This window comes from Bradyrhizobium sp. JYMT SZCCT0180 (assembly GCF_018130165.1).
Lineage (GTDB): Bacteria > Pseudomonadota > Alphaproteobacteria > Rhizobiales > Xanthobacteraceae > Bradyrhizobium.
The window spans coordinates 80870-107386 of record NZ_JAFCLZ010000012.1; the positions used below are offsets into that span (position 1 = coordinate 80870).

General features: G+C 60.1%; 23 protein-coding genes. 13 read left to right on the forward strand and 10 right to left on the reverse strand.

All coding sequences use genetic code 11. From position 1 onward, the window contains the following. Window positions 1-89 precede the first annotated feature (89 nt). From JQ641_RS18710 to JQ641_RS18730, 5 genes are all read right to left on the reverse strand, one after another. Window positions 90-1370 (reverse strand): ABC transporter substrate-binding protein, encoded by a 1281-nt coding sequence (locus JQ641_RS18710; protein WP_192737879.1) that lies wholly within the window; start codon window positions 1368-1370, stop codon window positions 90-92. Window positions 1371-1424: 54 nt separating this feature from the next. Further along, window positions 1425-2498, reverse strand: coding sequence for a branched-chain amino acid ABC transporter permease (locus JQ641_RS18715; RefSeq protein ID WP_211997459.1), 1074 nt, complete (start codon window positions 2496-2498; stop codon window positions 1425-1427). 6 nt (window positions 2499-2504) lie between these two features. Further along, the gene (locus tag JQ641_RS18720) at window positions 2505-3398 is read right to left on the reverse strand and encodes a branched-chain amino acid ABC transporter permease (RefSeq protein WP_211997460.1); all 894 of its coding nucleotides are present in this window, start codon (window positions 3396-3398) and stop codon (window positions 2505-2507) included. Window positions 3399-3666: 268 nt separating this feature from the next. Then, window positions 3667-5598: a long-chain fatty acid--CoA ligase gene (locus JQ641_RS18725; RefSeq protein ID WP_211997461.1), complete on the reverse strand. Its 1932-nt coding sequence runs from the start codon at window positions 5596-5598 to the stop codon at window positions 3667-3669. Then, window positions 5595-6410, reverse strand: coding sequence for an ABC transporter ATP-binding protein (locus JQ641_RS18730; protein ID WP_211997462.1), 816 nt, complete (start codon window positions 6408-6410; stop codon window positions 5595-5597). The genes JQ641_RS18725 and JQ641_RS18730 overlap by 4 nt, the downstream gene beginning before the upstream one ends. A gap of 416 nt (window positions 6411-6826) precedes the next feature. Here JQ641_RS18730 and JQ641_RS18735 point away from each other — a divergent pair, with 416 nt between their 5' ends. The 3 genes from JQ641_RS18735 (at window position 6827) to fcl (ending at window position 9830) form a co-directional block, all read left to right on the forward strand. Next, window positions 6827-7501: a Crp/Fnr family transcriptional regulator gene (locus JQ641_RS18735; RefSeq protein WP_192737874.1), complete on the forward strand. Its 675-nt coding sequence runs from the start codon at window positions 6827-6829 to the stop codon at window positions 7499-7501. A gap of 306 nt (window positions 7502-7807) precedes the next feature. Then, a complete protein-coding gene (gene gmd, locus JQ641_RS18740) occupies window positions 7808-8893 on the forward strand; it encodes a GDP-mannose 4,6-dehydratase (RefSeq protein WP_211997463.1) in 1086 nt (361 codons plus the stop codon). Then, window positions 8874-9830, forward strand: coding sequence for a GDP-L-fucose synthase (fcl, locus tag JQ641_RS18745; protein WP_211997464.1), 957 nt, complete (start codon window positions 8874-8876; stop codon window positions 9828-9830). Before gmd ends, fcl begins: the two co-directional genes overlap by 20 nt. A gap of 18 nt (window positions 9831-9848) precedes the next feature. On the opposite strand, the gene JQ641_RS18750 is transcribed toward fcl, so the two are convergent. After that, complete coding sequence (locus JQ641_RS18750; protein ID WP_211997465.1) at window positions 9849-10700, reverse strand: uroporphyrinogen-III synthase; 852 nt, start codon at window positions 10698-10700, stop codon at window positions 9849-9851. A 140-nt stretch (window positions 10701-10840) separates the two neighbouring features. Between JQ641_RS18750 and purU the strand changes: the two genes are divergently transcribed. Continuing rightward, window positions 10841-11704 carry a formyltetrahydrofolate deformylase gene (gene purU, locus JQ641_RS18755; RefSeq protein ID WP_211997466.1) on the forward strand — a complete coding sequence of 288 codons (864 nt, stop codon included), beginning with the start codon at window positions 10841-10843 and terminating at the stop codon, window positions 11702-11704. 12 nt (window positions 11705-11716) lie between these two features. On the opposite strand, the gene JQ641_RS18760 is transcribed toward purU, so the two are convergent. Further along, on the reverse strand, window positions 11717-12589 hold the full coding sequence (locus JQ641_RS18760) for an SDR family oxidoreductase (protein WP_211997467.1): 873 nt from the start codon (window positions 12587-12589) through the stop codon (window positions 11717-11719). 515 nt (window positions 12590-13104) lie between these two features. Between JQ641_RS18760 and JQ641_RS18765 the strand changes: the two genes are divergently transcribed. The 6 genes from JQ641_RS18765 to JQ641_RS18790 all read left to right on the forward strand — a co-directional run bounded on the left by JQ641_RS18765 (window position 13105) and on the right by JQ641_RS18790 (window position 20716). Beyond that, window positions 13105-14166, forward strand: a complete 1062-nt coding sequence (locus JQ641_RS18765) for a Gfo/Idh/MocA family protein (protein WP_211997468.1) — start codon at window positions 13105-13107, stop codon at window positions 14164-14166. After that, window positions 14163-14627, forward strand: coding sequence for an acyltransferase (locus tag JQ641_RS18770; RefSeq protein WP_211997469.1), 465 nt, complete (start codon window positions 14163-14165; stop codon window positions 14625-14627). The genes JQ641_RS18765 and JQ641_RS18770 overlap by 4 nt, the downstream gene beginning before the upstream one ends. Window positions 14628-14658: 31 nt before the next feature. After that, window positions 14659-15759: a DegT/DnrJ/EryC1/StrS family aminotransferase gene (locus JQ641_RS18775; RefSeq protein WP_211997470.1), complete on the forward strand. Its 1101-nt coding sequence runs from the start codon at window positions 14659-14661 to the stop codon at window positions 15757-15759. 52 nt (window positions 15760-15811) lie between these two features. Further along, complete coding sequence (locus JQ641_RS18780; RefSeq protein ID WP_211997471.1) at window positions 15812-17356, forward strand: lipopolysaccharide biosynthesis protein; 1545 nt, start codon at window positions 15812-15814, stop codon at window positions 17354-17356. A 3-nt stretch (window positions 17357-17359) separates the two neighbouring features. Continuing rightward, window positions 17360-19198, forward strand: coding sequence for an asparagine synthase (glutamine-hydrolyzing) (gene asnB, locus JQ641_RS18785; RefSeq protein ID WP_211997472.1), 1839 nt, complete (start codon window positions 17360-17362; stop codon window positions 19196-19198). 120 nt (window positions 19199-19318) lie between these two features. Further along, complete coding sequence (locus JQ641_RS18790; RefSeq protein ID WP_211997473.1) at window positions 19319-20716, forward strand: hypothetical protein; 1398 nt, start codon at window positions 19319-19321, stop codon at window positions 20714-20716. Between the two features lie 2 nt (window positions 20717-20718). Here the strand turns inward: JQ641_RS18790 and JQ641_RS18795 are convergent, their stop codons facing one another. Further along, on the reverse strand, window positions 20719-21444 hold the full coding sequence (locus tag JQ641_RS18795; RefSeq protein WP_211997474.1) for a class I SAM-dependent methyltransferase: 726 nt from the start codon (window positions 21442-21444) through the stop codon (window positions 20719-20721). 182 nt (window positions 21445-21626) lie between these two features. Here JQ641_RS18795 and JQ641_RS18800 point away from each other — a divergent pair, with 182 nt between their 5' ends. From JQ641_RS18800 to JQ641_RS18810, 3 genes are read left to right on the forward strand one after another with little or no spacing between them, the layout of a single operon-like run. Next, on the forward strand, window positions 21627-22715 hold the full coding sequence (locus tag JQ641_RS18800; protein WP_211997475.1) for a glycosyltransferase family protein: 1089 nt from the start codon (window positions 21627-21629) through the stop codon (window positions 22713-22715). A gap of 40 nt (window positions 22716-22755) precedes the next feature. Next, the gene (locus JQ641_RS18805; RefSeq protein ID WP_192737918.1) at window positions 22756-23325 is read left to right on the forward strand and encodes an acyltransferase; all 570 of its coding nucleotides are present in this window, start codon (window positions 22756-22758) and stop codon (window positions 23323-23325) included. Next, entirely contained in the window at window positions 23315-24169 is an 855-nt protein-coding gene (locus JQ641_RS18810) for a class I SAM-dependent methyltransferase (protein ID WP_211997476.1), read from the forward strand. Before JQ641_RS18805 ends, JQ641_RS18810 begins: the two co-directional genes overlap by 11 nt. 29 nt (window positions 24170-24198) lie before the next feature. On the opposite strand, the gene JQ641_RS18815 is transcribed toward JQ641_RS18810, so the two are convergent. Beyond that, the gene (locus JQ641_RS18815) at window positions 24199-25422 is read right to left on the reverse strand and encodes a glycosyltransferase family 4 protein (protein WP_211997477.1); all 1224 of its coding nucleotides are present in this window, start codon (window positions 25420-25422) and stop codon (window positions 24199-24201) included. Then, a complete protein-coding gene (locus tag JQ641_RS18820; RefSeq protein ID WP_211997478.1) occupies window positions 25419-26369 on the reverse strand; it encodes an NAD-dependent epimerase/dehydratase family protein in 951 nt (316 codons plus the stop codon). Before JQ641_RS18820 ends, JQ641_RS18815 begins: the two co-directional genes overlap by 4 nt. Between the last annotated feature and the right edge of the window lie 148 nt (window positions 26370-26517).

The following is a 26517-nucleotide window of genomic DNA, read 5'->3' on the forward strand; positions in this document are numbered from 1 at the left end:
GATCGACCGAGACGCTGCGGCGTACTGGATCCCCCGCCTTCGCGGGGGATGACAGTTGAGTGTTGAGGCGCCTGCTGTCGCGCCTAACCTTACCAGCCCAGCCATTCGGCCTTGCGCGGCAGGTCGATGACCTTCACCTTGTCGAGCTTGATCGCGCCGTTCTTGACGAGATCGTTCAGCGGCGCGTCGGTCGCACCGGCAACCTTCATCCGGTAGAGATCGACCTTGAGCGTGCCGCGGTGGTCCTTGTCGGTCCAGGTTGACGGATTGCAGACGCCGTCCATGCCGGCCGGCACCCAATCCTTCTTCTGGTAGAAGCCCTTCTTGACGTTCTCGCCGGTGGCGCCGCCGTTCTTGGCGGCCCATTCGACGGCTTCCTTCATGTAGAGCGCGGTGCAGACGCCGGCGATGTAGTGGACCGGACGGTAGGCGGTTCCGCCCGCGTCGGACATCTTGGAGATGTCCATCACGGTCTTCATGCCGGGAGCGTTGCCGCCCCAGGCCACGGCGGTGCGCAGCGGAAACACCACGCCGTCGGCGGCGGCGCCGGCGGCCTTGGCGGCATTCTCGTCCATGCCCCAGACGTTGCCGAGGAACTGAACGTCGACGCCGGCAGCCTTGCAGGCGTTCAGGACCGAGATGTTCGAGCCTGCGGTGTTGCCGAGATAAGCGTAGTTGGCGCCGGAGCTCTTCAGGGTCAGGCACTGCGCGCTGTAGTCGCCCGGCGTCAGCGCGAACACGATCGGCGGCAGCAGCTCGAAGCCGAGTTCAGCCGCGATGGCTTCACCTGCGGCCTTGGGCGCGTTCGGATAGGGGTGGTTGGCGCCCATATGGACATATTTCGGCTTGCCCGGTTTGCCCTTGGCCTTCCAGTCCTCGGCAGCCCAGGTCAGCATGCCGCGAACGGCGTCCGAATAGCTCGGGCCATAGAAGAAATTGTAGGGGGCGGGCTTGGCCTTGCCGCCGGCGCCGGTCGGGTCCGAGAGCGCTGCGGCGTAGGACGCCGAGATGTCGGGGATCTTGTCCTCGGCGAGGAAGCCGGTGAGGGCTTCGGTGTCGGCGGTGCCCCATCCGAGAATGGCTGCAACCTTGTCGGCGCCCGACCATTTCTTGTACTGGGCGATCGCGCGCGGCACCTGATAGCCGTAGTCGACGGTATCGACCTTGACCTGGGTGCCGTTGATGCCGCCGTTCTTGTTGATCCAGGCATAGGTGTCGGCGACGCCCTGTCCAAACGGCGTTCCGACGTCGGACGTGGCGCCCGAATAATCGGCAAGATGACCCAGCGAGATCGGGGCTTGCGCGCTGGCTGAAGTGGCGCCGAGCAGGAGCGCAAGCGAGGCAGTGCTCAATAAAATCTTCATCGTCATTATATTTCCTCCGGTCTTTTGTTGAGGTCTTTTGTCGTCGGTCCCGTTCCTTCCTCAATGCGAGAACGGGTAGAGTTTCCAGTAAGCCTTGATGCGCCGCCAGCGGTGCGCGAGTCCGTCCGGTTCAAAGACCAGAAAGATAATGATGATGATGCCGATGGCCATCTCGCGCAGGAAAGCGATGTTGTTCTTCAATCCGAGGAACTGGTCGATCGGGCTGTCGCGCAGCGCGACGCTGAGCCATTCCATCGACTCCGGCAGCAGCACCATGAAGGCCGTGCCCATCAGCGTGCCCATGACCGAGCCGATGCCGCCGATGATGATCATCGCAAGAAAAATGATCGAGCGGTCGATGCCGAAACCTTCGTTGGAGACCACCTGGTTGTAATGCGCGTAAAGCGCGCCGCCGACGCCGGCAAAGAAGGCGGCGAGGCCGAACGACAGCGTGCGGTATTTGGTGAGGTTGATGCCCATGATCTCGGCGGACAAATAGTGGTCTCGCACCGCGACCAGCGCGCGGCCGTCGCGCGAACGGATCAAATTGGTCACCAGCAGATAGCAGACGACGACGTAAGCGAGCACGACGTAGAAATATTTCTTATCGCCGCGCAGCGAGTAGCCGAAGATCGAGAACGGCTCGGCGCTCGCAGGCACGCTGCCGCCGGTGAACCATTCAGCGCGTGCGAAGAAATCCAGCAGGATGTATTGCGCGGCCAGCGTTGCGATCGCGAGATAGAGTCCCTTCAGGCGCGCGGCAGGTAGCCCGAAGATCAGGCCGACCCCTGCCGTGACCACGCCCGCAAGCGGAATACAGAAGAACACGGGGATGCCGAACCGGTTCGACAGATAGGCTGACGTGAAAGCGCCGAACCCGAAGAAGGCGGCGTGGCCGATCGAGATCTGTCCGGTGAAGCCGACCACGATGTTGAGGCCGAGGGCTGCGATGCCGAAGATGCCGATCTGGATCAGCAGGCTGAGGGTGTATTCGTTGAGGACATGCGGCGCAAAGCAGATCAGGACGATGCCAACGATCATCGCGTTGCGGCTGGTCCTGGTCGGAAACACGGTGGTGTCGGCCGCATAGGTGGTGCGGAAATCGCCGGCGGGGATCAGGGTCTGGGTTGCCATGATGTATTATACCCGCTCGATGTCTTTGGTGCCGAACAGGCCATACGGCTTGATCATCAGGATGATGATCAGTGCATAGAACGGCGCGATTTCGTACAGATTGCCCCAGTGCAGATACTCGCTGTCGAGGAAGTGCGCGAAGTTCTCCAATAGGCCGATGATGATGCCGCCGAGCACGGCGCCGCCGACGCTGTCGAGGCCGCCGAGGATCGCGGCCGGAAACACCTTGACGCCATAGGCCGAAAGTCCTGCCGAGACGCCGTTGACGACCGCCACCACGACGCCGGCCACGGCCGAGACCGTTGCCGAGATCGCCCAGGCCATCGCGAACACGCTCTTGACCGAGATGCCCAGCGACTGCGCCACCTGCTGGTTGAACGCGGTGGCGCGCATCGCAAGGCCGTATTTGGACAGGCGGAAGAACCACGCCATGCCCACCATCATCGCCAGCGAAACCGCAAGGCTCATCAAATAGACGGTCTGCACCTGCAGTCCGAGGATGTTGACGTTCTGGGTGGTGAAAACGCGGGGGAACGGCTGCAGATTGACGCCGAACATCCATTTCATCAGCGCGGAGAACACGGTGGAGAGCGCAATCGTCACCATGATCACCGAGATGATGGGTTCACCGACCATCGGGCGCAGGATCACCACCTGGATGGCGATGCCGAACAGGAACATGAACACCAGCGTGATCGGCATGCCCAGATAGAACGGCACCTGGTACTTCGTCAGCAGCCACCAGCACACCCAGGCGCCGATCAGCAGCAGTTCGCCTTGCGCGAAATTCACCACCTGGGTGGCCTTGTAGATCAGCACGAACGACATCGCGACCACGCCATAGAGCGTGCCGACCACGAGGCCGTTGACGAGGAGCTGGATCAGTAGCTGGGTGTTCATGCGAATTGACTCGTCAGAGGCGCGCGCTTCTTCCCCTCTCCCCTTGTGGGAGAGGCATAGGTGGCCTTCGGCCGCCGTCCTAAAATAGAACGCCGATGCTTCGCATCGGCTACGGCGAAGCGAAGACGGGTGAGGGGTGGTCTCCGCATACACATGTGCGGAGAGAGACCCCTCACCGAAGTGAGTTCGTTGCGACCAGCGGTGATGTCCTCTCCCACAAGGGGAGAGGGCGCATCAATGGGCACCTCGATGTATTTGCGCTGGGTGTTCATTCCGCGGCCTCCGCGAGCGGCGCGTTGGCGCCGAGATCGACCACCCGCAGCGTGGTGCGGATGCGCTGGGTGGTGCCGTCCTGGAAGCGGATCACGGTGTCGACGGGAATGTCGCGCTTGCCGCCATAGATCGCGTCGATGATCCCGGCATACTTCTCGTTGATGACGCTGCGGCGAACTTTTCGGGTGCGGGTGAGTTCGCCGTCGTCGGCGTCGAGTTCCTTGTAGAGCAGCAGGAAGCGCGAGATGCGCTGCGCCGGCGGCAGCGTGGCGTTGACGGATTCGACTTCCTTGCGCACCAGTTCATACACTTCGGGGCGCGAGGAGAGGTCGGTGTAGGTTGTGAACGAGATGCGGTTCTTCTCCGCCCATTTCGAGATGATCGAGTAGCGGATGCAGATCATCGCGGCCAGCGCGTCGCGGCCGGCGCCGAGCACGACGGTCTCGGCGATGTAGGGCGAGAACTTCAGCTTGTTCTCCAGATATTGCGGCGAGAAGCGTTCGCCGCGCGAAGTCTCGGCGAGATCCTTGATGCGGTCGATGACCACGAGCTGCCGGTTGTCGTTGAAATAGCCGGCATCGCCGGAATGCATCCAGCCATCCTTCATGTCGGCGGCGGAGGCTTCCGGATTCTTGTAATAGCCGAGGTACATGTTGGGGTGACGCACCACGATTTCGCCGACGCCGTTGACGTCGGGGTTATCGACGCGAATCTCGATGTCGGATGCCATTGGCACGCCCGTCGTATCCGGATCGACCTTGCCGGCCGGATGCAGCGTGTAGGCTCCAAGTAATTCGGTCTGGCCGTAGAGCGTGCGCAGCGGCACGCCCATGGCCTGGAAGAATTTGAACGTATCCGGCCCCAGCGCCGCGCCGCCCGTGGCGGCCGAGCGCAGCCGCGTGAAACCGAGGCGGTCGCGCAAGGCGCGGAACAGCAGCTGGTCGGCGAGCAGGGACTGCTTGCCTTCGGCCAGCGCCGCCAGGCCCGCCTTCATGCCGAGGTCATAGAGCTTTTGCTTGAGCGGCGAGGAGTCCATCACGCCGGCGCGGACATCGGCGGCGATCGATTCCCAGACCCGCGGCGCGAACAGCACGAAGGTCGGCGCGATCTCGCGGAAATCGTGCATCATGGTCTCAGGCTCTTCGACGAAGTTGACCTTCATCCGGCAGAGCAGTCCTTTGCCGAGGGCGTAGACCTGTTCCATGATCCAGGGCAGCGGCAGCACCGAGACGTATTCGTCGTCCGGTCCCTTCGGATCGAAGCTGAGATACGTCGCGCAATGCCGTAACACCCGCCCGGCCGCCAGCATTGCGAGCTTGGGATTGGCCGTGGTGCCCGACGTGGTGCAGAGGATGGCGACATCCTCGCCCTTTGTTGCGTCGACCAGGCGGTCATAGAGGCCGCTGTCGCGCGCGGCGCGGTCGCGCCCCATCGCCACCAACTTGTCGGCTTCCATCAGGCGCGGGTCGTCGTACTTCCGCATCCCGCGCGGATCGGAATAAATGATGTGCTTGAGGTTGGGCACGCGCTCAGCAAGCGCGAGCAGCTTGTCGACCTGTTCTTCGTCCTCGGCGAACACCAGCTTGGCTTCGCCATAGCTCAAGAGGTAGGCGGCTTCCTCATCCAGCACGTCGCGATAGAGGCCAAGGCTCATGCCGCCGATGGCGTGCGTTGCGATCTCGGCCGCCATCCAGTCCGGCCGGTTGTCGCCGATGATACCGATGACGTCGCCGCGCCCGAGCCCAAGTTCGGTCATGCCCAGCGCGAAATCATGCACCCGGGTCTGGTAGTCATTCCAGGTGAAGACGCGCCACAACCCGAGATCCTTTTCGCGCAGCGCGATCTCGCCTCCGTGCTCCTTGGCGTTGAGGCGGAGCAGCTTCGGATAGGTGTCGGCCTTTGCGGCGCGTCCGGCGTAATCCATCATGCCGCGCTCTCCGCCGGGCTGTCGTCCGGATCGACCAGGGCTTCGTCCTCTTCACCGAGATAAGCGCGTTTGACATGGGGATCGGCCAGCACCGCGGCCGGGTCGCCTTCGGCGATCTTGCGGCCGAAATCCAGCACCATGACGCGGTGGGAGATATCCATCACCACGCCCATGTCATGTTCGATCATCATCACGGTCATGCCGAACTCTTCGTTGAGATCGACGATGTAGCGCGCCATGTCTTCCTTCTCTTCGAAGTTCATGCCGGCCATGGGTTCATCGAGCAGGATCAGCTGCGGCTCCAGCGCCATGGCGCGCGCCAGCTCGACGCGCTTGCGCAAGCCGTAGGGCAGGGTGCCGGCGGTGGCCTTGCGCACCGACTGCAGGTCGAGGAAGTCGATGATCTCCTCAACCTTGCGGCGGTGCTCGAGTTCCTCGCGCCGCGCGCCGGTCAGCCAGTACAGCGATCCCGTGATGAAGTTGTTCTTCAGCAAATGGTGCCGCCCGACCATGATGTTGTCGAGCACGCTCATATGGTGGAACAGCGCCAGGTTCTGGAAGGTACGGCCGATGCCGAGCCGGGGCCGCGCGTTGGGATTTAGACCCGTGATGTCCTGGCCGCGATAGAAAAGCTGGCCTTCGGTCGGCTTGTAGCGGCCCGAAATGCAATTGACGATCGAGGTTTTGCCGGCGCCGTTCGGGCCGATGATCGAAAACAATTCGCCATCGTTCACGCCGAAGCTGACTTCGGTCAGCGCACGGACGCCACCAAAGCGCAACGACACCCCGCGCACTTCCAACGTGTAAGCCACTCATTCCCTCCAGATACGGCGCTTAGGCAGCGCTCTTTATCTCGTCGTTCAATCGCTCTCGCGATCCTACATCGGCGGCTATTACGAGACCATCCGACTAATGCCGAGCGCCGCGAGGCGTTCGACCCGCCCGTTGGCAGGAATACATGCGCGGTAACGCCGCACCCGCAATTCCCGACCGCTCCCGCGCGTCGTCCGATCGCCCGGTTGGGCCATCAGCCGGCTGATGCGAGGTGGCTCTCAATAGTGGAAAGCGTTGCGTTGAAATGTCATGTGCCTGACAATTGGTCAGCAATTTTCGATCGTGTCGTCATGCGGCAGGTTTCCGCTCCTATGGAGCCTGGTAGGGACTTGGGGTTGTTGTTGCGGCGCAATATGATGAAGGCAAAGGTCGCAGGCGATGAGTCGATGAGATCATGATTGCCCCGGATTCCCTGAAACGCATTGCGTCCTGGTCACGCGAGCTGAACGAACGCGAGATCGACATCGCGCGCGCCGGCATCGTCGAAAAATCCTACCGCGCCAATGAATTCATCTTCATGCGCGGCGACCCATTCGAATACTGGACCGGCGTGGTCACGGGTCTGGCCCGGATGGGGATCGTATCCCGCGGCGGCAAGGCCGCCAGCTTTGCCGGCCTGACGGCAGGCGCCTGGTTTGGCGAAGGCTCCGTGCTCAAGAACGAGCCACGTCGCTACGACGTGGTCGCGTTGCGCGACACGCGTCTGGCGATGATGAACCGCACGACCTTTATCTGGCTGTTCGAGAACAGCGTCGGATTCAATCGCTTCCTGGTTCGGCAACTCAACGAGCGTCTGGGCCAGTTCATCGGGCTGCTCGAATACGGCCGCACGCTGGACGCGACCGCGCGGCTGGCGCGTTCGATCGCCTCCTTGTTCAATCCGATTCTGTATCCCGACCTCACGCCGCATCTGGAGATCACGCAGGAGGAAATCGGGGCGCTGTCAGGCATCTCCCGGCAAAATGCCAACCAGTGCCTGAAGCGGCTCGAGAAGGAAGGTCTGCTCCGGCTGGAATATGGTGGTGTGACCATCATCGATCTCGATCGGTTACGCCGCTATGGCGAGTGACGCTGGAAATCCGCGCGCCGCGGGTCGTGTTTTTGACTGGAATAGCTTTACCGGCGGGCTGGCCCGCGCTGGGCACCTAAAGGTCTGATTCCAAACGGTTTTGGGATTAGACTCCGCTGGGGCCGGATGCTATGGCCGGCGCCGCGTGGTTGAAGCCCCTTGCGCGTCCGGTTCGGCTGGGCGAATGGGGCTGCGAGGGGCTTTGCCGGCCCCGCGGACGTACCCGGAAGGGTTGGGGTGTCCGCGGCCGGGGAACTTACTGGCGTTCGTGCTGCCTTGAGGCGGCGCCGGGGTGTTGGAGAGAATATGGCGGCTCAAGATTCGAAGCAGCGCGTCGCGCTGATTACGGGCGTCACCGGGCAGGACGGCGCCTATCTGGCCGAGTATCTACTTGGTCTCGGTTACACCGTGCACGGCATCAAGCGGCGGTCGTCCTCGTTCAATACGGCGCGGGTCGACCATCTCTATCAGGACCCGCATGCCGGCAACGTGCCGTTCCTGATGCATTACGGCGACATGACCGACTCCACCAACCTGATCCGGCTGATGCAGGAGGTCCGGCCGACCGAGATCTACAATCTCGCCGCCCAAAGCCACGTCGCCGTCAGCTTCGAGAGCCCGGAGTATACCGCCAATGCCGACGGCATCGGGGTGCTGCGGCTGCTGGAGGCGATCCGGATTCTCGGCATGGAAAAAGAGACGCGGTTCTACCAGGCCTCGACCTCGGAACTCTATGGCCTGGTTCAGGAAGTGCCGCAGAAGGAAACCACGCCGTTTTATCCGCGCTCGCCCTACGCCGTGGCCAAGCTCTATGGCTACTGGATCACGGTGAACTACCGCGAGGCCTATGGCATGTTCGCCTCCAACGGCATCCTGTTCAATCATGAAAGCCCGATCCGCGGCGAGACCTTTGTGACCCGCAAGATCACGCGCAGCGTGGCCCGGATCGAGACCGGTCTCGAGGAAACGGTGTATCTCGGCAATCTCGAGGCCAAGCGCGACTGGGGTCATGCGCGCGATTACGTCGAAGGCATGCACAAGATCTTGCAGATCGATGAACCCGACGATTTCGTGCTTGCGACCGGAGAGACCCGCTCGGTGCGCGAATTCGTCGAACTGGCGTTCGCGGAAGTGGGCCGCACCATTGAATGGCGCGGCGCGGGGGTCGATGAGCAAGGCATCGACAAGAAGTCCGGCAAGGTCGTCGTGCGCATCGATCCCATGTATTTCCGGCCGACCGAAGTCGATCTCCTGATCGGCGATGCCAGTAAGGCGCGGGAGAAGCTCGGCTGGAAGCCGAAAACGCCGTTCGCCCAGTTGGTCAAGGAAATGGTCGCAGGCGATCTTGCGGCCGCACGACGAGAGGTTGCCAATGGCCAGGGTTCCGTTTGAGCTAAAGGGCAAGACGGTTTTCGTCGCCGGGCATCGCGGAATGGTCGGTGCGGCGCTGGTGCGCCGGCTCGCACAGGAGGACGTCGAACTGCTGACGATCGCGCGCGCCGAAGTCGATCTGCGCGACCAGGCCGCGGTCAACAAATGGTTCGCCGCCAAGCGTCCGCAAGCGGTGTTTCTGGCGGCGGCAAAGGTTGGCGGCATCGTCGCCAACAACACGCTGCGGGCCGAATTCCTCTACGACAATCTGGTGATCGCGACCAACGTCATTCACGCGGCCCATGTCAACGCCACCGAGAAGCTGATGTTTCTCGGCTCCTCCTGCATCTATCCAAAGCTGGCGCCGCAGCCGCTGCACGAAGATTCCATGCTGACGGGACTGCTGGAGCCAACCAACGAGCCCTACGCAATTGCCAAGATCGCGGGCATCAAGATGGTTGAAGCCTATCGCAGCCAGTATGGCTCCGACTTCATCAACGTGATGCCGACCAACCTTTACGGCCGCGGCGACAATTATCATCCCGAATATAGCCATGTCGTGGCTGCACTGATCCGCAGATTCCACGAAGCGAAGGTTTCGGGGGCGAAAAACATCGTGGTCTGGGGCACCGGCACGCCGCGGCGGGAATTCCTCTATGTCGACGATCTTGCCGACGCCTGCGTCCATTTGATGAAAACCTATTCCAGCGGCGAGCTCGTCAACATCGGCCTCGGCGACGACATCACCATCGCCGAATTCGCCCGGCTCGTTGCCGCGACCGTCGGCTATGCCGGCGAGATCAGCTATGACACCTCGCGGCCCGACGGCACGCCGCGCAAATTGCTCGATAGCGGCCGGCTCGCCAAGCTCGGCTGGCGCGCCAGCACCTCGCTCGAGGACGGCCTCAAGCTCGCTTATCAGGCTTACCTGAACGAATCCAAGCAAGCGGCCGAGTGATCGCTGCCGAGGGGTTGTTTAGGACGCCTTCGCAGCCCTCGCACGCGGCGGGTTTTTTCCCAGCGCCGCCGCCATCGCCGATATCAGCGGCCTCATGAAGTAGGCGTCCTCGGCCGGCGATATCTCGGCGCGCAGCCCGTGGGATTTCAGTTCGTCGGAAACCACGGGGCCCACCGAAGCAATCGGCGTCTGCGCCAACCCTTCTCGCAACCGTGCCTCGCATCCACGTGCTCGCGCGACTTCGACGAGGCGGCGAACCTGGCCCAGATTGGTCAGCGCGATCGCATCGATGCGACCCTGTGCCATCTCGTCGATGGCGGTGACGATGTTGGCGTCGGCGGCCTGCGCGTCATAGACATAGGGCAGTACGATATCGACCTCGGCGCCCTGCGCCCTGATCGCACCGACCAGGACGCTGTGATCCTTGTCCGGGTAGAGCTGCAGCCCAAGACGGTGGCCGCGCAGGTCGATGCGCGACAGCATCTCGGCGATGCCTTCGGAGGTCGGCTTTTCCGTCGTCACCTGCGGCTCCAGCCCGATTTCGCGCAGCGCCCGGCCCGGTTTGGGGCCGCGCGCGAATTTGCGGGTCTTGCCAAGTGCGGCCACGAATTCCGGTTCGAGGCCGATGCGGCGCACGACCTTCATCAGGCGGCGGAGACCTTCGCCGGTCATCAGCACCAGATCGTCGCAAGGCGCGGCAACGAACCGCCTGATCCAGGCTTCGATCGGCGCCGGATCGGGCGCGTCGTGAATGGTGAACATCGGACATTGCAGCACGTCCGCGCCTTGCTCGGAGAGCAGGCGGGAAAACTGCGCTTCCTCGCGCGTTTCCAGGATCAGGATACGGTAGCCGTTCAGTCTGTCAGCCATGGCCTCGCTCCAACGCCGATCGTTGTGCTTTGTTCATCATGACCCCGGTTTCCGGATTGGCGCAAGCCGATTGGTGGTGATAGAGCAGGGCGCTAACAAGCGTTCCCCGCCACTGCCTGAATTGTAATCAAGTCCGCGCCATGCCCGACCATCAGTTCGTCCTGACCCTGTCCTGCCCCGACCGCCCCGGCATCGTCTCCGCGGTGTCGACCTTTCTCGCCCATAACGGGCAGAACATTCTGGACGCCCAGCAGTTCGACGATATCGAAACCAAAAAATTCTTCATGCGGGTGGTGTTCACCGCCGCGGACCTCGCGGTCGAACTGGCGGCGTTGCAGACCGGCTTTACCGCGATCGCCGACCGCTTTGGCATGGACTGGCAGATGCGCGATCGCGCAAACCGCCGCCGGGTGATGTTGCTGGCTTCCAAATCGGATCATTGCCTGGTCGATATCCTCTATCGGTGGCGCACCGGCGAACTGGAGATGATCCCGACGGCGATCGTCTCCAATCATCCGCGTGAGACCTATGACAATCTCGATTTCGGCAAGATCCCGTTCCACTATCTGCCGGTCACCAAGGAGACCAAGCGCGAACAGGAACAGGCGGTCCTGAAGCTGGTGCAGGACAGCGGCACCGACCTCGTGGTGCTGGCGCGCTACATGCAGATTCTCTCGGATGAGATGTCAGAGGCGCTTTCGGGCCGCTGCATCAATATCCATCACTCGTTCCTGCCGGGCTTCAAGGGCGCTCGGCCCTATCACCAGGCGCATGAGCGCGGCGTCAAACTGATCGGCGCGACCGCACATTATGTGACGCGCGACCTCGATGAAGGCCCGATCATCGACCAGGATGTCGAACGCATCAGCCATCGCGATACGCCGGAAGATCTCTCGCGCAAGGGCCGCGATATCGAGCGTCGCGTGCTGGCCCGCGCGATACGCCATCACCTCGAAGATCGTGTGATCCTCAACGGCCGGAAGACGGTGGTATTTGGCGACTGATGGGACGTCGACCTAATCGAAGACCGGAAAGAAATTTCTCGGCTTCCATCCGAAGTCGCGTACCGCAGGCGTTGAATCGAAGGCCATATCCTTCATCATCCGGATGCCCATTGCGGCGTTGGCGCCTGGGAACAAGGGCTTGGCGACGACAAATCCAGCCCGCCACAACAGAGGTGGTATCGAGAGTGTCCGTCGCGGCAACTTCATCCCGTCAAAAATTCGGCCGATCATCTCGCGGTAGGTGAGGGTCTCGCCGCCGGGCAACGAATATATCTTGTTTGCAGCGGCTTGGCTCAATGCCGCGGAGACCGCGCCGATGGCCAAGTCCTCCGCGTGCACGGGCTGGCGTAAACCCTGCGCGCCCCCGACGAGGGGCATAAAGCCAAATCTCCGGATGAGCCGCGACAACGGCGTAATATTGTGATCCCGTCCTTCGGCATAGATGAGTGTCGGCCGCAATATCGTCCATTCGATGCCGGCCTGCGAGCAGATGCGTTCGATGTTGCGCTCCGCTTCAGCCAGCCGGGTCAAGGTTGCTCGTTCGGAAGCAATCTCGCTGTCAATCTTGGTAATGACGCTTGTCGAGGTGAAGACAACAATTCGCTTCAGGGAAGGATTCAACAGATAGGGAAGAGCGCTGGACAACATCGCAGCACTTGCCGTGCAGAACAGGGTCGCAAATTCCGGGAATTTGAAAGCTTCGGGCTTTTCGAGGTCACCTAAAAACCAATCGATTCCCGTCCCATCCCGCGGGGCCCTTGACAAGGCAAGGGGGCGTTGACCGCTGCGGATCAGGCGTTCAACGATGTAGCCGCCGACAAGGCCGGTGGCTCCTATAACCAGACTCTTCGTCGCAGTCTTGTTGTGTTCAGCTCGTTCATCCAATCCTAGCAAATCGATACCGCTCCCAGAATTCAAGCACCCGCGACCGGTCGATGGTCGAGAGTTATCTCCGTTGTTCCACTCTTCAGCCGGTATAGACCGGTCACTTTTCGCGGCATAGGGCGGAAGGAGCGATCCAGGCTTGAAATAGCGTCAGCGATAGGGGTGTTGTCGATGATGCAACTTAAGGATGTTGAAAGAGCCTTCGTGCAGAGGTGCGGTGTGGTATAATGAGACCGCTGACCACTGCGCGTCGATAGGTGTCCAAAGGCGCCCTGCGTCGCAGTTCCCTTCACCATTGATGTCGATGCGGTCGCGTCTGGCCTGACCCGCATTACTGGTAACCAGGAGCCTCAAAGCAATGCAAGCTGTTGAAAAACATAGCTGCTTCGGCTATCCGAAGAAAACGGTTCGGCGGGGTGGGCAAGTTGATTTTGCGATGCCGGTGTCGCACGGGATCGAATAGCCCCGAATTGAATTTGAGAGCTCTTCGTGGCGAACCGCAAATTGGGTGATCAGTGATCAAATTTGGCTTGCTGGGGTGCGGACGTATCGCAAAGCGTCACGCCGATCTTCTTGGCGGCGGCCATATCGCTGGGGCCAAATTGGTTGCAGTCTGCGACGTCGTGCGCGAGCGGGCCGACACGATTGCCTCGCGGTTTGGCGTGCCGGCCTTCTACAGCATCGATGAATTTCTGAACCACAAGGATATGCAGGCGGTTTCGGTGTTGACGCCCAGCGGGATGCATCCCGCTCACGCCATTGCCGCTGCCAAGGCCGGCAAGCATGTCATCGTCGAAAAGCCGATGGCGCTCCGGCTCGACGACGCCGATGCCATGATGAACGCCTGCGATGCTGCTGCCGTCAAGCTTTTCGTCGTGAAGCAGAACCGGTTCAATGTCCCCGTGATAAAGGCACGCGAAGCGCTCGAGGCCGGTCGCTTCGGACGGTTGATCCTGGGAACCGTCAGGGTGCGCTGGTGTCGTGATCAGGCCTATTACGATCAGGATAAATGGCGTGGAACCTGGGCATATGATGGAGGCGTGCTGGCCAACCAGGCAAGTCACCACGTTGATATGCTCGAGTGGTTCTTCGGCGACGTGGTCAGCGTACACGCCAGGGCGGCAACCGCGCTGGTGAACATCGAAGCCGAAGACACTGCCGTGGCGACGCTAAAATTCAAGAACGGTGCGCTCGGAATCATCGAGGCGACAACGGCAGTCAGGCCAACGGATCTCGAAGGCTCGCTGTCGATACTCGGTGAAGGGGGAGCCGTTGAGATTGCAGGATTTGCCGTCAACAAGATCCGGCACTGGCAGTTCTCAAAGGAGCTTGATTCAGACCGAGAGGTTATCGAAAGGTTCTCGGTTAATCCGCCAAACGTCTATGGTTTTGGCCACCAGGCTTATTACGAACATGTCGTCAAATGCCTCAACGATCAGAGTCCCGCGCTTGTCGATGGCCTTCAGGGTCGAAAGAGCCTTGAATTGATATCTGCGTTGTATGAGTCCATTGAGACCGGCAAAGAAGTCTCTCTAAAGTTTGCCCCGCAATTATGCCGCCTCGGCGAACTGCCATGAACGAGCCCGAAATCCGACAGGTGGGCGTGCGTGACGTGGTATTCGGTGCTCGCGTCAGCATCGTCGAGCCCTGCAATCTTTACGGTTGCGAAATTGGCGACGATTGCTTTATCGGCCCCTTCACCGAAATCCAGAAATCAGTACGGATTGGATCGCGAACGCGCGTTCAGTCCCATGCGTTTGTTTGCGAGCTTGTCACGATCGGCGACGATTGCTTCATCGGTCATGGGGTGATGTTCATCAACGACACGTTTTCGACGGGTGGCCCGGCGCGAGGCCGCAAGGAGTTGTGGCGCCGCACGAAAATCGGAAATCGCGTATCGATCGGATCGGGGGCGTCCATTCTTCCGGTTGAAATCTGCGACGATGTCGTGATCGGGGCCGGCGCGGTCGTTACCAAGGACATTACGTTGCCCGGATCCTACGCCGGAAATCCGGCACGTCTAATTCGGCGCCATTGACGGCGACTGTTTCGAAATGAGGCTCCATCCCATGGCCGTGCCCTACGCCGACCTCCATCTGCAATATGAGAGTATCAAGTCGGAAATCGATGCCGCGATCGCGGGCGTCATTCGTGACAGCTCCTTCATACGTGGTCCGTACGTCGATAATTTCGAAACTGCGTTTGCGGCCGCCGTCGGCGCCCCCCATTGCGTGTCTTGCGCCAACGGCACGGACGCTCTTTACGTCGCGATGCGGGCTTTGGGAGTTTCGCCCGGCGACGAGGTGATTACGACCGCGTGGTCCTGGATCAGCACATCGGCCATGATTACGCATGCCGGTGCGAACGTCGTTTTTTGTGACACGGACGCCAGCACCTACACGATCGATCCGGCCGCGATCGAAAATGCCATTACGCCGCGGACGGTTGGAATCATTCCGGTCCATCTTTACGGTCAGCCGGCCGACATGGACGCGATCATGCAGATCGCGCGTCGACACAAACTGTGGGTGATCGAAGACTGCGCTCAGGCTCATCTGGCCGAATACCGAGGCCAACAAGTCGGCACGTTCGGGGACGCTGCGACCTATTCGTTCTATCCCGGGAAAAATCTCGGAGCGATGGGAGACGCTGGCGCAATTGTTACCGGTCGCCCGGATCTTGCCGAACGAATGGCAGTGCTGGCGCGACACGGTGGCCTTGTCAAACATCAGCATCGTGTCGAGGGGATCAACAGTCGCCTCGACGGCTTGCAGGCCGCTATCCTTTCGGCAAAGTTGCCGCATCTCACTCGGTGGACGCAGGCTCGGCAGGCGGCGGCAAAGGTTTATGATGCCGGCCTCAATCAGATCGAAGACGTTGTTGTTCCCCAGGTGGCTCCGGACCGCACCCATGTGTATCATCTTTATACCATCCAGCATCCGGAGCGCGACAAGCTCGCCGCCCACCTGAGCGCAAACAACGTGCAGACCGCCGTCAACTACCCGGTGGCGCTTCCGTTTCTGGAGGCCTATGGACGATTGGAGCATCGTCCAGAGCAGTTTCCGAATGCGCATCGGGCTCAAAGCCGGATCTTGTCATTGCCGATGTTTGCGGAAATCACGGCGCCGCAACAGAAGACCGTGGTCGATCTCATTCGCGCCTTTGGTTAGTCGTGCTGCGCAGTGCAGGCGATATCGATTATGAAATGGTTGCGAATTTCTCATGAAGAGCGGTTCCCGACTGCTGGCAAATTCGACCTGGAACGCCCTGGCATTCCTCGTCAGCGTCGGGTTGAACTTGCTGATCTTGCCGTTTGTCGTCCGTAAATTGGGCGTTGCATCCTTCGGGATGGCGGGGCTTGTAATCGCCACCATTGCACCTGCGCTCATTTTCAGTGGCTCTCTCGCCATGATGTCGACGCGCGAATTTGCCCGAACGCTCGCAGCCGCAGCGCGCCATGAGACCCGACAGTTTTTTGCAACAGCGCTGTTTCTCAGCCTGGCGGTAGGAATTCCACTTGCAGGCCTTTTTTGGCTCGTTGGGCCGGCCTTTGCTCAGCGCGTTTTTCATCTGGGCGGTGACCTGGCGGCCGATCTTTTCGCCGCGTTCGCTTTCGGTGCGCTGGGATGGCTGTTCCAGTGCATCGCCGGCGTATGTCTGGCGCTGTTCACGGCCCATCAAGATTACGCACGGCTGGCCCTGGTGAACGTCGCAGGCAGCGTGGCGTCGACACTTTCGATGCTTCTGTTGATCCCGCAGTGGCCGCAGCCGTCGACTTTCATGGCCTGTCAAATGATCGGTTTTGCAGTCAATCTGTTGCTGTCGATACTGCTGGCGCGGCTGCTATGTGCCGATGTGGTGGCGTTTCCGGCGCTGCATTCCAGATCGCTGGCAACTCTCCTGCACATCGGCAAATGGCAGGCGCTGGCGCAGAGCGGTGGATTGGTCGCCGGACAGGCGGAGCGCTATTTGCTCGGCATGTTTCTTCAGCCGCAGAACGTCGGATACTATTCGATTGCGCAGCGCCTGGAGGAGGCCATTTACATTGGCGTCCTCAAGATCGGCGAGATTCTGTTTCCTTTTTTCAGTGCAATGCAGGGCGAAAGCGACGAGCGCGTCGGCGACCTGTTTTTTCGCGCGTCATGGATTCTGAACGTACTGGCCGTAACCGTGCTCGGAGCTCTCATTCCTGTCGCTGGTAATGTGCTGTACTTATGGACCGGCCCGGAAGTTGCTGCCGAAGGCCAGCGTGTGCTGATCGTGCTGGCGTTGGCAGGCATCCTTGGCAGCGGTACCAACGTTTTCACGTTCTATCTCCTGGCGAAGGGCAGGACACGCGCAAACGCCGCGATCGCGCTGATCACCGCGCTACTCACCCTCGGAACCAGTGCGATGGCGCTTCCCTATTTTGGATGGCCGGCGGCGGGGTGGAGTTCGTGTGCCGGTGCGCTGGCCCAGATGGTTGTCATGACGCTACTGCTGCGGCGGAGTTTCGCCTTGTCAGACGTCGGGTTGCGGGTCTGGCATTTTGTCCTGATGCCCATTGTAGTAGGGGTCGTCGGTGCAATTCTGTTGCGAGTCTGGATTACGAACTATGGGATAGATCAAGGTGCCGCTTTGTGGGAGGTTGCCGGCTATTACGTTCTTTCGGCCGCGGCGATCCTGATGGCTGTCATTGCCGTTTCCAGCATCGGCCCCTACGGAGCAGTTTGCCGGCGGGATCTGTATCGCATCGTAACGCGGTTTCTTCCTGCGCGGAGCATCTGATTCATGTGCGGTATTGCTGGCATCGTCGATCTGCGCGGCGAAGCTGTCGCTCCATCTGCTATCGAGAAAATTACCGGCCTGATCTCTCACCGCGGTCCCGATGGTGCTGGATTTTGGTTCAGCGATGACAAGCGGATCGCGTTCGGACATCGGCGTTTGGCGATTATCGACCCCGGCGCCCGTGGCGATCAGCCGATGCATTCGGGGGATGGCCGTTTTGTCATCGTCTATAATGGCGAGGTCTACAACTTCCTGGAATTGCGGGCAGAGTTGCAAGCCGCGGGCGTCCCGTTCCGCACCGAGTCCGATACGGAAGTTATCCTCGCCGCCTGGCAGGCGTGGGGATCGGACATGCTCCTGCGCTTCAACGGAATGTGGGCCCTGGCGATCGCGGACAAGGTCTCTGGCGACGTTTTCCTGGCCCGCGACCGGTTCGGCATCAAACCATTGCTTTATTCGGTTTCGGATGGCCGCCTGGTGTTTGCGTCGGAAATGCGTGCCATTGTTCGATCCGGATTGGTGCCTACCGACATTGATGCAGATGCTGCGCGCCGGATCATGGTCGATGCCTTTGGCATAGAAGGAAGCGAACGGACCCTGCACCGGGAAATCAAGCGGTTACAGGGAGGACACCATCTTTGGATAAGGGGCGGCCGCACCAGCGTTACGCGTTGGTGGCGTACGCTGGATCATCTGCCTCAGTTACCCTCCAATGATGCCGAGCGGGTCGAACGTTTCGGCCAGATTTTTCGAGATGCCGTGGCTTTGCGGATGCGCAGTGACGTGCCGATTGGCACCTGCCTGTCCGGTGGATTCGATTCCTCTGCCATCATTTGTACGATGTCCGAGGCCGAGAAGAAGGGGATGGGGCCGCGTGGCAATCATGCCTGGCGGCACGCATTTGTCGCGTCGTTTCCGGGATCTCCCAACGACGAACGGCCACAGGCCGAGGAGGCCGCGGCCTGGGCCGGTGTTGAGCCCACGATACTGCAAATCGGTGATGACGACGCCTTGCGGGATTTCGATCGCGTGCTCGAAGACATGGACGAGGTCTATATTGGCCTGCCCACGGCCGTCTGGTTGATCTATCGGGAATTGCGTCGCCAGAAAGTGCTTGTTTCGCTCGATGGCCATGGTGCTGATGAATTGATGGGGGGGTATCTGCAGGCGGGCGGTGCGGGGGCGTTTTGGATGCGTAACGTTCTTTCTGGCATCACGGAGCGCTGGCGGTTTTGGGCAAACGCGGTGGATTTCGCGCGCGCGGCACTCCTCAAGCGACGAGGCCATTTTTTTCTGCGGGGCGGGCTTTCCTCGCTTCCACGGGGCTTCGCTGTGGTTGGCGATGAGGACCGTTTGCCAACCGAGTGGGGTTCCTTCAATCGCAGGCTCTATCGGATGCTCCATGGAACCGTTCTGCCGACAATCCTGCGCAACTTCGATCGCCTGTCGATGGCGCACGGGATAGAAGTGCGGATGCCTTTTCTGGATTGGCGGCTGGTGACCTATGCGGTTGCTCTTCCGGAAGAGGCCAAGTACGCCGACGGATACTCGAAGTTGATTGCGCGTCGAGCCATGGCCGGCTGCATGCCGGAATCCATCCGGACCGCAAAGCGCAAAATCGGCTTCAATTCGCCGATGCCGGAATGGTTGAACGGACCGCTTTCTTCCTGGACCGCATCCTTGCTGGCAAAGAAGGTTGAGGCCTTCACGGAACTGGTCGATGAGCCGGCGTTCGAGAAGGCAGTCTTGAAACTGAATCGTGACAGGTCGTGGGATTGGGAGTCGGCGGGACGGATTTGGCCCTATCTCCATATGAAGTGGGTCCTGGCTCGCCTGCCGTGATGGCGTCTTGAAAGAGACGATTATTGCAAACCCCTTCGCTCCCGCCCGGTTCTTCTCGGGTGGTGAAATTCCATCGACTCCCCGGCGTTCGATGCAGCGCCGACGGTGGCGGAGGTGATCATGCTCGTGGCAAGCTATGTGTTGACAGCCTTGTCGATCTGCTGCGCCGCAGTTTATCTGTGCGGCAGGCTGCGGCTCTTTCTGACCGCGACCACGATGTTGCTGGCCTCATTGCTTCTTATTTATGGACCGGCATATCTCAGCTTCGTGCTGTCATCGGGCGAAAAGGCGATGCTGATTGCTCGATTGTCCGGCTCGGAGGGGCGCATGTCGGTCATGTACAGCATGATTCAGTCAGCCTCATCCGATTTCGGCGCAATCATTGTTGCGATGAATATCTCGATTGCGTTGATGTTCATTGGCGTCGTCGCCAGCGTCGAGATTGTTGACCGCTTGATTCCGGGGCGGGCTGCGTCATTAAAAATCGCATTAGCCGACTGGAATTCACAAGCCCTGAGAGACAGCGTCGGCGGGACCCGCGTGTTGCTGGTGATCGTGGTCTGTTTGACTTTGTTCCTGGCATGGATCTCTTTTAGCGAGGATCACCTTGGAACCATTGGATCGTTTTTGTCCATTACCGGAGACGAGGCAGCAAGGGCTGCATTCCGCCTGAACAACGGGGGGAGCCCAAACTATCTTTATCGGATGGCGTTAGGTGCAGTGGCACCGATGCTGGTCGTATGGGGACTGCTGTCGGGTTGGGTCAACCGCTCGTGGGGTCTGCTATCGGTGGCGGGCTTGCTTCTTGTTGCGGTCTTGATCGGAAAATCCGAGATCTTGAGCAGGGCGCCTCCTGCATTTTTCCTTGTTCAGCTGATCGTGGCCGGCCTGCTTGTGTTTCGCAACAAGCTGACCTGGCGGAGCGCCCTTGTCGTCCTGTCTGCAGTCATTCTGATCCTGTACGTCGTCGTCAGGCTCACGATATCCGTCTACGACAGTTTCGGACCTTGGGGATTTCTTTATTACCGGATATTTGAAGTGCCAAGCGAGTCGGCTCTCGAAACGTTTGGCGCTTTTCCGGCCAAGTACCCTCACACCTGGGGTGCGAATATCAGGCCGCTGGCAGCGATGATGGGACTCGATTACGTCCCAGCGTTCACGATCATTTCGCAGCTTTGGCACAATACCAAAGACGCCACCAGCAACGCGCTCTTCATTGCCGACGCCTGGGTCGATTTTTCATATGGCGGTGTGATCGTCTTCAGTGCGTTGGCGGGCGCTGCCTGTCGGCTGATTGACTTGATCTACCTGGTAAATGGCAAAACCACGATCGGCATCGCGATGATGGCCGCGGCCTTTGGTGGCGTTCTGACGCTGCTCGTGAGCGCACTTAACACCGCATTTCTATCGGGAGGATTGTTGCTTGCGCCGCTCGTCGCGGGGGCCATTGTCGGAATAATCAAAGTTATGAACAGGAACTCGGGGCTGCATGCAAAGCCGGCCGGAGTTGGCACTTAAGTCTACTTGGCCAACACCATCAGCGACCAGCCTCCCAGAATACGGGCGGCCAGATCCGGCGAGACTTTTGATAACAGCGCGCGCGGAAGCTTCATCAGGTTGGTGCGTAACCTGCTGCTGTCGAGTTCAACCGCTCGCGCGGTGAAATCGGTGTCGATTATTTCGTAGCCGCAGTACCGGATCGTCTCGATCGCAGTTTCCTTGGTGAAATAGTGCAGGTGCCCCACGCGTCGCCGCGCGTCCAGCAGCGTATCTCTCCGCGCTACCGCGAAGACCGATAGATCGAGCGGGATATGAAAAATCTTGTAGTCAGCGTAGCTGCGGAGCGATTTGATGAACCCGATATAGTCGTCGACATGCTCGAATACATCAATGCACAGCAGGGCGTCGAAGTGGACGTTCTCGTCCAGCATGTTGGTGTTGACATAATGCAAGCCAGGACGTTCGCGCTTTCGCGCCAGCTCGAAGGCTTGCCCGGACATCTCATAGCCGACGAACGTGCTTTCAGGCAGAAGAGTCTTGAGCTGCACCAGTATCTCGCCCGCGCCGCAGCCGATTTCTGCGATCCGGGAGGGATTGAGATCGTTTCTGCGCAGGGTGCTGCATATCTTGGCGGCCTTCCAGGCTGAATCCTCGGCATGCCAAGTAGGATTGTTCGCGAGATACTCCGCGTTGGAATAGATCGACTCTGTTTCGATCTGGTGGCCCACGGTATTCTTGCTGCTCATGCGCTATTCCGGTCTCGTATACCCGCCGCCTGAAGCGAAAACTGGCCTATTTCGCAGCAGCACCTGGGGGTGTCAACTGTGGGCGAACCAATGGTCGGTTGGCATGTCTGAGCTACAGGCGCGTTGAGTGTTGTTATTCGTGTGCAGTTTGCTATCTCATGGCATCCTTTGGCGGACCCTTGATGCGGTTATTTCAGAATAGCGCTCTTTACCCATCTTACCTGCAGCATTTTGATGGTCTTGCGGTCGGGGCCGTTAGCTTCGATGATCGACTGCGCGTGTTCCTGGACGACAGGTTCGGTGCGTTGCATTTCCTCCAGCCGGTCCTTGACCGGTCGCCCGATGCATTTTTTACCAATGCCAACGACACGACGCTGCAGACGTACTGGGCGCGCGAGCACGGAATGGCGTCGGCGAGCGCGCCGGAGGACATTCTTCTGGCGCAGATCGAACATCATCGCGCGGACGTGTTCTACAATCTGGATCCGATCCGCTACAGCAGCAGCTTTGTTCGCAAGCTGCCCGGATGCGTGAGGAAAGCCGTATGCTGGCGTGCTGCGCCATCGGGTGGCGTCGATCTGTCGGGCTACGATGCTGTCGTCAGTAATTTCCCCTCTATCCTTGATGACTGGCGACGGAAAGGCTGCAGTGTTGCGCCGTTCTTTCCGGCGATTGATCCGCTGATGGATCAGTATGGTCGCGGCGATCGGCCTATCGACGTGTTGTTCGTTGGCGGTTACTCGCGACACCATTCGCGTCGTGCGGGCATTTTGGAGCGGGTCGCTGCACTCGCCGCGCGGCGAAACGTGGTGTTCTGCCTTGACGCATCGCGTCTGACGCGGCTCGCCGAAACCCCTCTCGGGCTTTTGCCGCCCCTGAAGAAGCATCGCCGACCTCGTGCCATATCGAAAATTTCGAGACCGCCGGTCTTCGGACGGCAGCTCTATGATCTCATCGGGCGATCCAAGATCGTGCTCAACGGGGCGATCGACATGGCGGGAGAGGATCGCGGCAATATGAGATGCTTCGAGGCCATGGGGTGCGGTGCCTTGCTGGTGTCAGATGACGGCCGTTACCCAGAAGCGATGGAACCTGGCGTCACAATCGTGACCTATGGCTCGCCCGAGGAAGCGCTTACCCTCATCGAGGAGCGGCTGGCGGACGGGGATGAATCGTCGAGGATTGCCTCGCTCGGTCGCGAAAGGGTCACTGCCGCCTACAGTAAGCCGTTGCAATGGAAGAGCTTTGTTGATCTCGTCGGGCAGTTATGATCGTGCTAATTACTCCCGCCCAATAACGCAGTTGAACTACATGAACCTTCACCGTCTGGCCCAGCAGATCCTGGGACGTGCAACCTGCAGGGTCGGTGCCAGGTCGCGCCTCAGCCAAGCGGCGCGCATCAAGAATGCCGCCGGCGACTCCGATCGTATCCTGATTGGCTGCGATACGTTTGTGCGCGGCGAGCTGATGACGTTCGGGCACGGGGGAAGAATCGTGCTGGGCGACTGGTGCTATGTGGGAGACGGAACCCGCATTTGGTCCGCGGCATCGATCGAAATCGGACATCGCGTCTTGATTTCCCATTCCGTCAATATATTCGATAACCTCACGCATCCGCTGCAAGCCTCGCAACGACACCAGCAGGCCAGGGAAATATTCGAACGTGGTCATCCGCGTAAGCTGGAGTTGGGCGAGCAGCCTGTCACGATTCACGACGACGCCTGGATAGGCGCGGGAGCCTTTGTTCTGCGCGGCGTCACCGTCGGGCAGGGTGCGATCGTCGCGGCCGGGGCCGTCGTCACCAGGGATGTGCCGGCGTTCTCGATCGCCGCGGGAAATCCCGCGGTTGTTGTCAGGGAGCTATCGCCCGATGAGCGCTGATCCCAAGCTGTCGTCCTGGGAAGAGGCGGTCGTCTGGTTTCGAAATCAACCCGAGCAGCAGCAAGTTGCGCGCGACGCATACTACGATGACCCATTGGTGGATGCCGCGGCGCGTTACCATGCATCGGAGGAGTGGCGCGCCGTCTCCAGAATATTGCATGGTCGTCGTGGCCGAGCGCTCGATATCGGAGCTGGCCGTGGTATCGCCAGTTATGCACTGGCCCGTGATGGTTTCGCAGTTACGGCGCTTGAGCCTGACCCAAGCAAGATTGTTGGCGCAGCAGCGATACGCATGCTCGCGCACGATGCCGGAATTGCCGTTGACATTGTCGAGGAAGTTTCCGAGCGGCTGCCGTTTGCTGATGCGAGCTTCGATGTCGTGTTTGCGCGAGCGGTGCTGCATCACACGACAAATCTGGAAGCTGCATGCCGTGAAATCTATCGCGTACTGAAGCCAGGTGGCATCGCGGTTGCCGCCCGCGAACACGTCATCAGTCGTGATTCCGACCTTCAGAAGTTTTTGGACCAGCATCCGCTGCATCGGCTCTATGGCGGTGAGAACGCCTTTCGTCTTGATCGGTACGTTGGTGCGTTGCGTGCTGCCGGCTTTGAGCCGCTCGAGATACTTCCGCCCCTTACAAGCCCGATCAACCTGTTTCCTTACACCATTGAGAGCTTGCGATCGGCTGTCGTCTCACGGCTTTCGGCCAAGCTTCCCGTCCCGGGCTGGCGAACGCTCCTGAGTCATGACCGCATGTTCAGGTTCATGCTGTTGATCGCCGAACAATTCGACAACCGGCCCGGTCGACTTTATTCGTTTGTGGGATACAAGCCGGAGCGGTGAAGCCAATGTCGGCCGTCTCTCATTAAGAACTATTGCGACGTCTTGTTGGAAACGACGTCCTCGTAGATGGCCACGGCCTGTTCTGCGGATCTCTCCCAATTAAAGAGCTGAGTGACACGTGCGCGCCCGGCATCGCCCAGCGCCTTGCGAAGCGGTAGGTCGGCGCACAGCCGGTCCAGCGCCGAAGCGAGTGCTGTGGGATCGCCGGGCTTCATCAAGATTCCTGTGTCGGCGGAAACTTCGAATGGAATTCCGCCGATCAAGGTCGAAACCACCGGCAGGCCGCTGGCCATGGCTTCCAGAATGACAAGTGGCAGCGTATCGGCGCGCGAGGGAAAGACGAACAGGTGGACGCTCTGATAGAGGGCGCGCAATTCTTCGCGGGTGATGAAATCGGTGAACAGAATCGTTTCACTGCCTGCAGGCATGCCGTTGTCAGCAAGGAGCTGTGCATGCTCCTTCTGCGAACGGATAGCACCGGCGACAACAGCCACAGCCTTTTCGCGCATCAGGGGCAGGGCTCTGAGCAGTACGTCCAGGCCCTTGTTTGCCGTGTGGTTACCCACATACAGCATGAGCGGACGATCGGTCGGAAGAGCGAAGCGTGCGACCAGTCGTTGCCGCTCTGCTTCTGAAACAGGAATCGTGAAGTAGGGGTCCACGCCATTGGATACGACGCGAAGATTGCGAGGATCCACCCCCATGCCGGATAGAACAGGTTCCTCCTGAGGCGAGAGCATCAGGACTCTCGCCGCGTTCTGCGCCACGTGAACGACCGGTCGACGCACCAGCAATTCCAGCAATGGCTTCTGCCAGGCAGGGGCACCGAAGCCTTGTGAGAATTCGTTGAATTCGATGAAGCCGTGCGTTGAAATCACGTAGGGGATTTTCAGGTCTTTACAGGCCTGCGCCGCAGCCTTGAGCGCACCCGGTGGATGCGGATTGTGAAAATGAACGACATCGAACCGTCCCTCGCGAAGCCATGGCTTGATATTCGCCCGCCATGCGAGAGTGACGACTTGCCGCGGCAGGAGGCGCCTCAGGGGCAGAAGGGGATTTGCTGCCTTTTGACGAATGATGCGCAGACCGTTCTCGACGGTTTCGCCGTTGTCCTCCGCCATCAGCAAGAGCGCGCTGTCGATCTGCTTTGCGATTCTCTCGGTTAATTGGATCGCGGCCGATACCCCTCCGCTTGCCTTGAACGTTGGTGGCGTGATGACGACCGCGCCAACGCGCAGCTTGGTGGCCGTCACGTTAGTCCATCCTCCATCCGATTTGTCCATGCGCGATGCATGCTTTCGGCAATTGAAATAGAGGGCGTCCAGCCGGTAATCTGTTGCAGTTTCTGGGTTGACGCCTTCAGCATCGGACGATCAACAGCGCGCACACGAAGCGGGTCCTGCTGAATATCGACTGTCACGCCGGCCGCGGTCCCGATCGTCGCGACGACGTCACCCACGGAATGCGTGTTGCCAGTGCCGAGATTCGAAATCAGCGGGCCGCCCTCGAAAGCATCGTGCTTGGCGAGCGCGCGGAATCCATAAGCAACGTCGCTGACGTCGATGTAGTCCCGGTGCGGAAACAGGTTTCCCAGCGCGAGTTGGCGGTTACCGGAAGCCAGCTGGCTGATGATCGCGGGCACCAGATGCGGGTTGGTCTCGCCGGGCCCGACGACGTTGAAAAGCCTGACGATGACGCCGCGGACCTTGTTCTGATTGTGGTAGTGCCTGACGAAGTGCTCGCCATGCAGTTTGGTGTAGCCGTAAACGTCGACCGGGCCCAGCTCCTCGTCGCGTTCCAGGTGCGCGTCGGGCAATGGTCGGTAGACCGCAGCCGACGAGGCGAATACGAATTTCGTCCCGGCCGGGGCTCCGTTCAGCAGATTGATCGTTCCCGCCACGTTGATCGCGGCCGCATTTCCGGGTTCGGCCTCGCACGCTGGGATGAAGTGAACGGCAGCCAAATGATAAATGATCGACGGCCGTATCCTGTTGAGCAATTCGGAAACCGTATCCGCGTCGCGGATGTCCTTCCGGTGCAGCACAAAAGCTTGCCGGTCCATCTGCGCCAGGCGATGTTCACCGCTCGCCATATTGTCCAATACGTGGACTTCGCAATCTCTCTCGGCGACAAGCTGGCGCACCAACTCCCGGCCCACGTATCCGTTCCCGCCCGTTACCAAAACCGGATCTTTAGTCATAACGAGCGTGCCTTGGAGTGAAAAGTTCGAATGGCTGATTGAAGCGCACTCCCGGGATAAGGAATAAACCTCTACCAGAGTCAACAGCTAAAAGTCGTGCCTTCGGGGGCGTTGCCGGGCCAGGATTTGTCCCGACAGCTGCGAGTGA